General features: G+C 72.0%; 10 protein-coding genes. 7 read left to right on the forward strand and 3 right to left on the reverse strand.

The annotated features are described in order from the left end of the window. Positions 1-117: 117 nt before the first annotated feature. The 3 genes from J2W21_RS09180 to J2W21_RS09190 all read right to left on the reverse strand — a co-directional run bounded on the left by J2W21_RS09180 (position 118) and on the right by J2W21_RS09190 (position 4,363). Positions 118-1,809 carry an ABC transporter substrate-binding protein gene (locus J2W21_RS09180; RefSeq protein ID WP_307114192.1) on the reverse strand — a complete coding sequence of 564 codons (1,692 nt, stop codon included), beginning with the start codon at positions 1,807-1,809 and terminating at the stop codon, positions 118-120. Between the two features lie 77 nt (positions 1,810-1,886). Beyond that, positions 1,887-3,848 carry a murein biosynthesis integral membrane protein MurJ gene (gene murJ, locus J2W21_RS09185; RefSeq protein WP_307114193.1) on the reverse strand — a complete coding sequence of 654 codons (1,962 nt, stop codon included), beginning with the start codon at positions 3,846-3,848 and terminating at the stop codon, positions 1,887-1,889. An 8-nt stretch (positions 3,849-3,856) separates the two neighbouring features. Next, positions 3,857-4,363 (reverse strand): NUDIX hydrolase, encoded by a 507-nt coding sequence (locus tag J2W21_RS09190; protein WP_066502983.1) that lies wholly within the window; start codon positions 4,361-4,363, stop codon positions 3,857-3,859. Between the two features lie 137 nt (positions 4,364-4,500). On the opposite strand from J2W21_RS09190, the gene J2W21_RS09195 reads away from it, so the two are divergent. From J2W21_RS09195 to J2W21_RS09225, 7 genes are all read left to right on the forward strand, one after another. After that, entirely contained in the window at positions 4,501-5,982 is a 1,482-nt protein-coding gene (locus tag J2W21_RS09195; RefSeq protein ID WP_307114194.1) for a CCA tRNA nucleotidyltransferase, read from the forward strand. Positions 5,983-5,990: 8 nt separating this feature from the next. Beyond that, positions 5,991-6,581 (forward strand): histidine phosphatase family protein, encoded by a 591-nt coding sequence (locus J2W21_RS09200; RefSeq protein WP_307114259.1) that lies wholly within the window; start codon positions 5,991-5,993, stop codon positions 6,579-6,581. Positions 6,582-7,223: 642 nt separating this feature from the next. Next, the gene (locus J2W21_RS09205) at positions 7,224-7,472 is read left to right on the forward strand and encodes a hypothetical protein (RefSeq protein ID WP_307114195.1); all 249 of its coding nucleotides are present in this window, start codon (positions 7,224-7,226) and stop codon (positions 7,470-7,472) included. Between the two features lie 78 nt (positions 7,473-7,550). Continuing rightward, complete coding sequence (locus J2W21_RS09210; protein ID WP_307114196.1) at positions 7,551-8,405, forward strand: S1 family peptidase; 855 nt, start codon at positions 7,551-7,553, stop codon at positions 8,403-8,405. 85 nt (positions 8,406-8,490) lie between these two features. Further along, complete coding sequence (locus J2W21_RS09215) at positions 8,491-9,951, forward strand: glycosyltransferase family 87 protein (protein WP_307114197.1); 1,461 nt, start codon at positions 8,491-8,493, stop codon at positions 9,949-9,951. Beyond that, on the forward strand, positions 9,944-11,353 hold the full coding sequence (locus tag J2W21_RS09220; RefSeq protein ID WP_307114198.1) for a sensor histidine kinase: 1,410 nt from the start codon (positions 9,944-9,946) through the stop codon (positions 11,351-11,353). Before J2W21_RS09215 ends, J2W21_RS09220 begins: the two co-directional genes overlap by 8 nt. Further along, positions 11,350-11,979, forward strand: coding sequence for a response regulator transcription factor (locus tag J2W21_RS09225; protein WP_307114199.1), 630 nt, complete (start codon positions 11,350-11,352; stop codon positions 11,977-11,979). Before J2W21_RS09220 ends, J2W21_RS09225 begins: the two co-directional genes overlap by 4 nt. Positions 11,980-11,983: the final 4 nt, after the last annotated feature.

Consider the following 11,983-nt stretch of genomic DNA (forward strand, 5'->3'; position numbering starts at 1 on the left):
TGGTCCAAGGGTACCCATCCGGCCCGGCTGCATCCCAAGCGTGGGTCACACGTCGGGGAAGCAGCAGGGGCCCCGGGCATCGCCCGGGGCCCTGTGAGGCTGCGTCGCGACCGGCCGCTACTCGACCTTGATCTCAGCGAGCCGCAGTCCGAACGGGTACTGCGTCTTGGGAGCAGAGAGCCGGGGTAGCGCGTTGATCTGGATGATGACGTACTGCGCGGTCGGAGTGCCGCTGACGGGCACGGACACCTGCGGCCCGGTGAAGGACGTCGTGCCCGCGAGGGTTGCACCGCTGAGGCTCGGCTGGCTGTTGGTGTAGATGCTCAGGTTGCCGCCCGATCCTCCGGACTGGATGAGCGTGACCTGCTTGACCTGGGCAGGGTTCGTGAGCTTGACCGAGAGGGCAACGCTCTTGGTGAACCCGCCCCAGTCCTCACGGGCGAACTCCATGTCGGACCAGTAGGTTGCCGTGTTCCCGTCGAACGTCAGCGGGAGCCTGCTGTCGAACGAGTCCGCGAAGGAGAGGTCCTGCGGGTTGAGTCGGGTGACCGAGTCGATGGCCGGCGGCGCTGCAGGGGCCGTGGGCTCGGCCGAGGCGGACGCACTCGGCTCCTGGCTGGCGGTCGGCTGCTGGCTGGGCTGGCTCGTGCTGTTGGCTGTTCCCCCCTGTGGCTGGAACAGCCCGCCGAGCGTGGTGAAGGCGAAGATGAGCGCGGCAATGAGCACGACGGCGAGCACCCCGCCGACCAGCCACGGCATGGATCGCGGCCGCGTCGACTCGTCGTCCTCGTAGTCGACGTCCTCGTTGGCGGGCGACGACGGCCTGACCGCCGCCGGCAGGAACGGTGCGGCGCCCGCGGAGGGCTCCGGCTGGCGCTGCTGCGGCTGCGCGGCGGGCCGCTGCTGCGGGGAAGCCGCCGTCGGGACGTCCCCGGAGGAGTCCCGGTTCCCGGCGGAGGACCAGGGCGTGACCTTGGGGGAGGCGGTCTCGGATGCCGGCTCGGCACCGGCACTCGCCGCAGCGCCCGCCGCGGCAGCAGCGGCACCAGGAGCCGCGGCTCCGAAGGACTGAGTGGATGTATCGGCCGACGAGGACGGGCTGCCCGCCGGCCGCGGAGGGGCCTGCGGGGGCGGAGGGACTACTCCGGAAGCGCCGGCACCCCCCTGCGCCGTGCGCGGCTGCGGCTGGGCGGACCGGCCCTGCGCGGGGCTGCCCTGTCCGGGCCGGAGCCCGCCGGGCTCGCTCTGCTGGTGCTCCTGCCGTGCGGCGGCAGCCGCACCCGCACCCGCAGCCCCACCGGCGGCAGCTGCGCCGGCAGCCCCACCGCGCGCGGTGTCACCCTCGTGGTGCTCCGGCTGGCCGTAGTCGTCGTAGCGGATGTACTGGTCGGGACGCCCGGGGTCCACCATGCCGTCGTACGTCTCCGGCTCCCGGGACCGCGACTCACCGAAGATCTCGCTGCCGAGGGTGTCGGTGAAGAACGGCTCGACGTACGGTGTCTCCTGCGGCACGATCAGGTCCAGCAGGTCCGCGGGCGAGGTGTGGTTCGTGATGAGGTACGTGGACCCGTGGCTGATTCCGAGGTCCAGCACCTGGACGGCACCGTGGCGCTCGCCCATGGCCACCTCGCGGGCGCTCTGGGCCAGCTGGTCGGCGTTCGAGGGCCCGGCGACGAGGATGCTCACGGGCCGGTTCAGGACCTGGTCCACGCCGCCGAGGACGAGATCGCTCTCGTGGGACGTCACGATCGAAGACGTGACTTTGTACCGCCCCCCGAGCACGGTGCCGACGTCGATGGACTGGGCCACGGATACCTCCTGGTCGCTGGCGCGGGCACGACCGGTGGCCGCGCTTGTGCTGCTAGTGATCCTAGCGGACGGGGCTGTCAAGCCTCGGGGCGGCGGTGATCCGAATCGTCCGGGAAGTGCGGATTCTCTCCGGGAGGGCCCTGGAACGTGTGCCGGCCCGGGATCCTCTCGACAGGCGCTGTGGCCGGTCTGGCCCGATACATGACGGGATCGAACTGGCCCGAGATGCGCGGAATGATGCCGGTATCGTCCGAGAGCGTGCTGAGCGCGGCGGTGATGGGCTCCTCGGCGGGCTCCGGGCGGGAGCCGGCGGCAGCGCCGGCGTCGTGCGCGGGAGCGGCCGACGGCGCGGCGCCGCCACTGAACCGGCCGCCGAGGCGCCCGAGGATGGGGCCGAGCAGGTCCTGCACCTCGGTGACGCGGAAGAGCCGCAGGAGCACGAAGTAGACCACGAGCATCGGGACGGCGATGATCACGATCGCCGCCAGTGCCGCCCAGTTGGAGCTCCAGATGAAGCCGCTCGGGTTGTAGCCGCCCAGCAGCCCGACGGCGAGGGCGCCCACCACGGCCGAGCCCGTCGCCGCGTAGCCCATCCGGACGTACGAGCGGGCGACCGTGGGCCCGTCGAGGTGGCCGAGCTGGCGGCGGAGGTAGTGGCTGCTGAGGACCACCGAGAGGATGTTCCCCACGGTGTAGAGCCCGGCGATAGAGAAGATGATGTACCGCGGCGGCAGGAACTGGATCGCGAAGGCGCCCACCACGTTGAGGATCGCGAGCCACAGCTGGATCTTGAACGGGGTCCGCGCGTCCTCCTTGGCGTAGAAGACGCGGGCCATCATGAAGTTCGCGCTCATGAAGGGCGTGCTGAGCGCCAGGATGCTCAGGGTCTGGGCGAGCATGACGCCGTCGGACGCGCGGCCCCCGGAGAAGAACATGCCCAGCGGCGCCGCCAGCGCGAACAGCGCGAGGGCGGCGAAGACGGTTGCGACGGCCATGGTGCGCAGGCCATGGGAGAGCGCCTCCCGGACCCCGGCCCGGTCGCCCGCCTGGGACGCCTCGGTCATCCGGTTGAAGAGCACCGTGGCGAGGGACAGGGCGATGATCGAGTGCGGCAGGAGGTACAGCTGCGACGCGATCTCGAGGACGGTGTTGCCGGGGACCTGCTGCCACAGGGGGTTGCCGGCCTCTTGGAGCCGCTCGCGCTCGGCGCCCGGCTGCGAGGCGACCTTCATGACATAGAGGAACGTCAGCTGCCCCACCGCGGTGGTCGCGAGGGTCCAGATCCCGAGCCGGGCCGCGGCCCCGAGGCCCACGCCCCGCCAGCCGAAGCGGGGCGCCAGGCCGAGCCGGAGCTTGAGGACCGGGATGAACAGCAGCGCCGTCTGGATCGCGACGCCGATGGTGGACACCGCGGCGATGAAGAAGGTGTGGGAGCCGGTCCAGTTGTCGAGGCTGTGCGGATTGCTCCGGTTGGCCCCGAAGATCCACACGAACATGCCCAGGCCGCTGATCGCGACGATGTTGTTCACGATCGGCGCCCACATCGCCGGGCCGAACGCCCCGTGCGCGTTGAGCACCTGGGTCAGGAGGGCGTAGAGCCCATAGAAGAAGATCTGCGGCAGGCACCAGTAGGCGAAGACCGTCGCGAGGGCCAGCTGCTGGGGGCTGTACCCGGACGTGGTCAGCTGCATGACCCAGGGGGCGGCCACCGTGACCGCGGCCGTGAGGACCAGCATGACGATCACGCCGAGCGTGAGGAGTCGGCTGATGTAGTCAGCGCCTCCGTCTGCGGCCTTGCTGGCCTTGATGATCTGCGGGACGAGGACGGAGTTGAACACGCCGCCGGCCACGAGCAGGAAGATCAGGTTCGGCAGGTTGTTCGCGTTGACGAACGTGTCCGCGACGGTCGAACCCAGGCCGAGGGCGAGGATGAGCATCCACGAGCGGATGAAGCCGAGCGCCCTCGAGACGAGGGTGCCGGCCGCCATGATCGCGCTCGAGCGGGCCTCGGAGGCAGGTGCGGACTTGGGTGACGCCACGGCCTGCCTCACGAGAGAAGGTGCTCGGGCAGCACCTCGCGGGCCAGGTCCGCGATGCGGCGCTCATTCGGGAAGGAGAGGCGCCGGGTGAGTTCCGAGATGGGGATCCACGCGACGTCGACCGCCTCGTGGTCGGGATCGTTCTCGATGGTCAGGTTCCCGCCCACGGCCCGCAGGAGGTAGTGGTGCACGGTCTTGTGGACGCGGTGGCCCGTGACGGTGAACCAGTAGTCGATGCTGCCCAGCGGGGCGAGGATCTCGCCGGAGATGCCCGTCTCCTCGCTGATCTCCCGGATCGCTGCGCGCTCGTTCGACTCCCGGCCTTCGGGATGGCCCTTGGGCAGGCACCATTCGAGGCGGCCGCCGCGGTTGAGGCGGGCGATGATCGCCACCGGGAGGTTGGGGTCCGCCGTGTCGACGACGACTCCGCCTGCCGAGACCTCTTCGACGGTGGGGAGCGAGGAAGGATAGGCGTGCCCGGCCGGGGCGATGTGCGGCCCGACGGCCGACGGCAGGGGCGCACTCCTCCTCTTCTGAGGATCGCTCGGCAACGGGATGACCATGCAGTCCACTCTAACCAACGAGCCCCGACCGGGACGGCACCGGGGGTGCGGAACGCGCACGCGCCGGGATCTGCCAAGCTTTAAGGACTATGGCAGCAGATGACACGGCAGCGCAGGGGCCCCGGTTCGAGGTGGACCCGGTGGTCCTGGAGCTCGGGCGGAGGTTCGCAGAGGCGGGGTTCGAGCTCTCCCTCGTGGGCGGCCCCGTGCGCGACCTCTTCCTCGGACGCACCTCCCCGGACCTGGACTTCACGACGAACGCGACGCCGGACGAGACGCTCGCCGTGGTGAAGGGGTGGGCGGACGCCCACTGGGACATCGGCCGCGAGTTCGGCACCATCGGGCTGCGCAAGGGCAGGCACCAGATCGAGGTCACGACCTACAGGGCCGAGGCCTACGACTCCGACTCCCGCAAGCCCGAGGTGGCCTTCGGCACGAGCCTGGAGGCCGATCTCGGCCGGCGCGACTTCAGCATGAACGCGATGGCCCTCCGCCTGCCCACGCTGACCCTGGTCGACCCGTTCGGCGGCCTGGCCGACCTGCGCGCCGGGATCCTGCGGACGCCGGGTGCCCCCGAGCTGTCCTTCTCGGACGACCCCCTGCGCATGATGCGCGCGGCCCGCTTCGCCTCCCAGCTGCGCGTCGGGGTCGCCCCCGAGGTGCGGGCGGCGATGGCCGGCATGGCCGAGCGGATCGCCATCGTCTCGGCCGAGCGGGTCCGCGACGAACTCGTGAAGCTCGTCAACGGCGCCGAGCCGCGCACGGGGATCGACCTGCTCGTGGAGACGGGCCTCGCCGAGCACGTGATCCCGGAGGTCCCCGCGCTGCGCCTCGAGGCGGACGAGCACCACCGCCACAAGGACGTGTACCACCACTCGCTCAAGGTCCTCGAGCAGGCCGCCGACCTCGAGACGGACCCGGACGGCCCCGTGCCCGGCCCGGACTTCGTGCTGAGGTTCGCGGCGCTGATGCACGACGTCGGCAAGCCGGCCACGCGGCGCTTCGAGCCCGCCGGCGGGGTCACCTTCCGCCACCACGACGTCGTGGGATCGAAGCTCGTGAAGAAGCGCATGAAGGCGCTGCGCTTCGACAACGACACGATCAAGGCCGTGGCACGGCTCGTCGAGCTGCACATGCGTTTCTACGGATACGGCGACGCCGGGTGGAGCGACTCCGCCGTGCGGCGCTACGTGACCGACGCCGGCCCCCTCCTCGAACGCCTGCACCGGCTCACCCGCTCCGACGTCACGACCCGCAACCAGCGCAAGGCGGACCGCCTCGCGTTCGCGTACGACGACCTCGAGCGGCGCATCGCGGAGCTGGCCGAGCAGGAGGAGCTCGCGTCGATCCGCCCGGACCTCGACGGCCAGCAGATCATGGCGATCCTGGGCGTGGGCCCGGGCCCGCTCGTGGGCCGCGCGTACAGGTTCCTGCTCGAGGAGCGCATGGAGCACGGCCCCGCCTCCGAGGAGGAGGCGAGGGAACGCCTGCTCGAGTGGTGGGCGCGGCAGCCCGAGGCGGCACCAGCGGCCGCAGAGAACGTCAAGAGCGTCGAGAGCAAGGAGCACTAGTGGACGGGATGGGCCTTCCGGGCATGGAGGACTTCGGTCTCACGCGGCTGTGGCTCCTGCGCCACGGCGAGACCGAATGGTCCAGGAGCGGGCAGTACACCGGGCTGACCGACCTGCCGCTCACCCCGGTCGGCGAGGATCAGGCCCGGGCCGCCCACCGCGCGCTCGACGGCGTCCACTTCGGCCTCGTGCTGACCTCGCCGCTGGTGCGGGCACGCCGGACGGCGGAGCTCGCCGGCTTTCCCGAGGCGCAGCCCGAGCCCAACGCCGTCGAGTGGGACTACGGCGACTACGAGGGCGTCCGGTCCGCCGACATCCGTGCCGAGAACCCCGACTACCTCATCTGGAAGGACGGCGTGCCCAACGGCGAGGCACTCGAGCACGTCGGCCAGCGCGCCGACAGGATCGTCGAGCGCGTGCGCACGGCCGGCGTCGAGAACGCCCTCGTGGTGGCCCACGGACACTTCTGCCGGATCCTCGCCGCCCGGTGGCTCGGCCTCCCCGCCTCCGCGGGGCGCCATTTCGTGCTCGGCACGGCAAAGGCCTGCCGCCTCGGCTGGGACAAGAGGACGCCCGCTATCGAGGCATGGGGGCTCTGACGTCAGCCCCGCGCGGCTGACTGGGAATTCTTTCAGAACTTCCTGTTTTTCCGCTTGCGGTTTATCGGACCAATGGGTATTTTATTGGTGCACGGCCTTTTCGGGCCGTTCCCGAAGCAGTTGCCCAAAGACCTACTGGAGAAGAAGGAGGCTGGACCGATGACGATCACCAAGGTTCTCAACCGTGGTTGGACTGCGTTTGCGACGGGCCGTCGCCGCGGCCTCCTGCCGGTCTTTGGCGCCTTCGGCGCCTGATCCATCGGCCAGCAGGCCTCTGCACCACACCTCGTCCGTGAGCGCCACCCGGTAGGTGGCGCGTCCGGACTGGTGCTTGAGGCCCGCCGCGGAGTGATCAGCAACCCCGACGTGACTTCACAGCCGTCCGGGGCAGCCGCCACGCTTCTCTTCCCCCGCCGTCCCTGACGCCCCCAGTGGGCCCCGCGACGGCGGCACGTCCCGCGGACCCTCCATATTCCGCGGGTCATTCTGGGCCGCCAATTCCCCTGCATTCTCTGCAGGCGAATTGTGCTGCGGAATTCGACGCCTTATTCCTTTCCGCCCTAACGCCTGCCCTTTTCGTCGCCCGCCGCGATGATCCGCCCCGGCCGCGCCCTCCGCGCTGCCCCCTGCCCTGGAGCTCCCATGCCCTCGCGCACCCTGCCCTCGACCGACCCCCGAGCCCGGCCCGCCGAGCGCGACGCGGCCCCTGCGCCGTCGTCCGCCACCGTGTCCCCGCGGCCCCAGATCCCCGATGAGGAGGTGACCCCCGTGGCCCATCGCATCCGCCGCGCCCTGCGCGCCCTCGGCCTCGCCCGGATCGACGCAGAGCGCATCGACGCGCACCGCGACGCCGTCCAGCGCGAGCTCGTCCTCTCCCGGCCGATCCTCTGACCGGCCCTTCACAGGCCTGTGGCCATCATGAAGAATCCCTTTCACGTGCACTGCACCCGTGCACGTGAAAGGGGAACCATGCACAGGAAACTCGCTGCCCTCGTGGCGGCTCTGGCCACGGCCTTCGGCCTGGCCTTCATCGCGGCGCCCGCTCAGGCGAGCACCGGCGGAACCGCCGACGGCGACACCCACCCGGGCGTCGCGATGATCGCCTTCTACGACGGCACCGGCAGATACCGCTGCTCGGCGGCCCTCGTCGCGCCGACGGTGCTGCTGACCGCCGCGCACTGCACCTCCGGCACCGTCGGCAAGGTCTACGTGGACTTCCGCTCGGTCGTCGCGGAGCAGCCGGCCCCCGGCGTCCTGCCGTCCGCAGCCGACCCCAGCGTCGGGTACACGGCCGCGGACCTCGCGGGCAAGGTCTCGGGAACCGCCCGGACGCACCCGGGCTACTCCGACTTCACCGACATGAAGAACTGGAACGACGTGGGCGTGGTGGTGCTGGATGCTCCGGCACCGGCAGGCCTGCCCACCTATCCGATAGCCGCGGCCGGCACGCTCGACGCGATCCGGCCCGGCGACGTGCCCAAGACCCTCGTCACAGCGGTGGGTTATGGCACCGAAGTCCGCAAGCCGGACTCCGGCCCGCAGAAGCCGACCCCGATGAGCTACCCGCTCATCCGCCGCCACGTCGACATGCCGCTGCAGAAGGTAGCCCCGCAGGTGTTCCAGGCCAACGGCAACCCGAACGACACCAAGGGCACCGGCGGCACGTGCTTCGGCGACTCGGGGGGACCGGTGTTCTACCAGGGCGCGATCGTGGGCGTCACGAGCTACGGCCTCACCTCGAACTGCCGGTACATCGACGGGTACCAGCGCGTCGACATCCCGGCGGCCCAGGCCTGGCTCACCGGGTTCGGCGTGACACCGTGACCGGGGACGCCTGAGGTCCCGCACCCAGGACGGCCCGCCGGAGATGCCGGGGCGGGCCGTCCTGCCAGCCGGTAGGCTCGACGCCATGGTGGTGCGCCCCGACGAGAAGCCCGAAGCACGGCAGGCGGTCATCTCGCCGACCCGCAACGACCCCCTGCTCCACACGCTCTCCGAGGCCGTGGGCGGACCCCTCGGCGAGCACGCCGCCCCGGGGATCATCCGCAGCGGATTCTGGACCCCCGAGCGGGTCCTCGTGATCCTCACCGTGCTCGCGGCGATGCTCGGTGTGGTCCTGAAGGGCTACTGCCGGGTCAACGGCTGGACCACCCCCCAGCAGTTCTACGCCACCTGCTACTCCGACTTCCCGGTCCTGTTCAAGGAGCGCGGGCTCGCCGACGGGGTTCTGCCCTTCCTCAACGCCAACGCTCCGTTCGAATACCCGGTGCTCACGAGCCTCATCGCCGGCCTCACCGCCCTCCTCGTGCCGGGGACCGGGAACACGGCGGCGCGGGCCGCCGGCTACTTCGACATCAATGCCGTGCTCGTCGCCGCGATGTGGATCGTCGCCGTCGTCGCGACTGCACGCTCGAACTCCCGGCGCCCCTGGGATGCCGCCATGCTCGCCGTGGCCCCGGGAGCCGTCCTCGCCGGGTTCATCAACTGGGACATGTGGCCCGTCGCGCTGCTGGCGCTGGGCATCTACGCGTTCGCCCGCCGCCAGCCGCTCTGGGCCGGGGTGTTCATCGGCCTCGGCGCGGCCACGAAGCTCTACCCCGTCCTCGCCCTCGGCGCCATCCTGCTCCTGGCTGTGCGCACGGGGCGGTACAGGCCGCTGTGGATCACGCTCGGTGGAGCCGGGGGCACCTGGCTCGCAGTCAACCTGCCGTTCATGCTCCTCGACCCGCGCGGCTGGCTGTACTTCTTCAACTTCACCCGGGATCGGCAGGCGGGGTTCTCCTCGGCGTACTACGCCTGGAACCTGGTGGCCGGCCGCCTGCGCTGGGCCGCGCTCGACACCCCCGCCGTCAACACGATCGCGGCGGTCTCCTTCGCGCTCGCGTGCCTGCTCATCGCCTTCGTGTCGCTCCACGCCCCGCGCCGCCCGCGCCTCGCCCAGCTCGTGTTCCTGCTGGTGGCCGCGTTCATCCTCACCAACAAGGTCTACTCCCCGCAGTACGTCCTGTGGCTCATCCCGCTGCTCGCCCTCGCCAGGCCACGCTGGCGCGACTTCCTCGTCTGGATGGCGGTCGAGGCACTCCACTGGTGGGCCGTCTGGATGTACCTGGGCGCGATCACGGGCGGCGGCCCGGCCACCAACAACATCGACTCGCCCTACTACGTCGGCGCCGTCCTGGCCCACATGGGCGCGGTCGCCTACCTCTGCATACGGGTGCTGATGGACATCTACGAGCCGTCCGCCGACCCCGTCCGCCGCAGCCGCCAGGACGACCCCCAGGGCGGCGACTTCGACCGCGCCGCGGACGCCCTCACGGTGCGGTCCCTCGCGCGCCGGCCGGCCTCCGGGAGGGAGACCGCAGATGCCTGAGGCGGGCACCCCGGCCGCGCCAGCGAAGACCGTGCCGCCGCGGGCCGTCCCGGCTCAGGCGGTGCCGGGTCAGGCCGTCCCGGCGCCCGCGGCCCGGACCGAGCAGGTGCTGCGCTGGCTCCGGGTGGCCCTGCACGTCGGCTTCGCCGCGCTCCTGCTGGTCGCAACCGTGCGCTCGCTCCTGCCGGTCGCCGCGGCCGAGGCGGGCGTGCCCGCTGAGGCGCCGGCCGGCGTCGTCCTTCCCCTCGCCGTGCTCCTCGCGCTCGTCTACCTCGCCGGGACGGTGCTCGAGAAGCGGCACTTCCAGGGTGCTGCCCCGGATCCGGCCCGGTACTCGCTGCCGTGGCTCGGGGTGGTGTGCGGCCTGTGGCTTGCCCTCGTGGCGGCCAGCGGGGAGTTCGCGTGGGTCGCGTTCGCCCTCTTCTTCCTCCAGCTGCACCTGCTGCCGCGGTGGTGGGGGGCGGGCGCCGTCGCCGTCACGGCCGCCCTCGTGGTCCTGGGCCTGGGGTGGCACGCCGGCGGCCTGTCCCCGGCGATGATGCTCGGCCCCCTCTTCGGGGCCGCGTTCGCGGTGGTGACAGCGTTCGCCTACCGCGCGCTGTACGCCGAGGCGGAGGCCCAGCGCGCCGCGGCTGACGAGTTGCGCCGCACCCGCGCCGAGCTCGCCGAGAGCCAGCACCGGGCGGGGGTCCTGGCCGAGCGGGAGCGGCTCGCCCGCGAGATCCACGACACCCTCGCGCAGGGCTTCTCCTCGGTGGTGCTCATGGGGCGCTCCGCTGCGGCCGCGCTGGACGACGGCGACACAGGCGCCGCCCGCGAACGGCTCGGGATCGTGCAGGCCACCGCTGCCGAGTCCCTGACCGAGGCCCGCGCGTTCGTGCGCGGGCTCGGCTCGCCGGCGCTCAGGCCCGAGCGGGAGGATGGGGCCCCCGACGAGCTGCCTCGAGGAACGGCGCCGGCCGCCTCGCCGCTGGCCGACGCGCTCCGCAGGCTCTGCGAGAAGACGGCTGCCGCCTCTGCCGCCCGCGGCACCGGGCTCACGTGCCGGTTCGAGGCCGACGGCGCGCCGCGCCCGCTCGCCGCCCCGGCAGGGGAGGCGCTCCTGCGCGCCGCCCAGACGAGCCTCGCGAACGTGTGGGCGCACGCGCGGGCCGCCACCGCCGTCGTGAGCCTTGCCTACCTCGACGGGGAGGTCACACTGGACGTCTCCGACGACGGGGTGGGATTCGACCCGGCAACGCTGCCCCAGGAGCTGCGCCCGGACGGGACAGGATACGGGCTGCGCGGGCTGCGGCGCCGGGTCGAGGGGGCCGGCGGGGCACTCACACTCGAGTCCGCTCCCGGCGAGGGAACGGTGGTGGCGGTCCGGCTGCCTGCGGGCCCGCACGGGGAGGAGCCGTGATCCGCGTCCTGCTCGTCGACGACCACCCCGTGGTCCGCGCCGGACTGCGCGCGATGCTCGCGGGCTTCGAGGGTGTGGAGGTCGCCGCCGAGGCATCCGACGGCGCCGCGGCCCTCGCCGAGCTCGGCCGGGCCCGGGCGCTCGGGGAGACGGTCGACGTGGTCCTCATGGACCTGCAGATGGCCGGCACGGACGGGGTCACGGCCACGGCTCGGCTCCGCGAGCTCGGGGATCCGCCGCCAGTGCTCATCCTCACCACCTACGACACCGACGCGGACATCCGGGCTGCTCTGGACGCCGGCGCCGCCGGCTACATGCTCAAGGACGCCCCGCCCGAGCAGATCCGCCGGGCCGTGCTGGACGCCGCCGCGGGAGCGCGCGTGCTGGCACCCGGCGTCGAGGCGCGGATCGAGCGCACACGGCTGGAGGACGCACTCTCGGACCGCGAACTCGAGCTCCTCGCCCTGCTCGCGGGCGGCGCGAGCAACCGGCAGCTCGCGAAGGCCCTCTTCATCTCCGAGGCCACGGTGAAGACGCACCTCGTGCACATCTACGCCAAGCTCGGCGTGGACAACCGGACGGCGGCGATCGCCGAGGCGCGGCGCCGGCGCATCATCCGGGCGTAGGCGC

Origin of the sequence: Sinomonas atrocyanea, from assembly GCF_030811715.1 — a bacterium.
GTDB lineage: Bacteria > Actinomycetota > Actinomycetes > Actinomycetales > Micrococcaceae > Sinomonas > Sinomonas atrocyanea_A.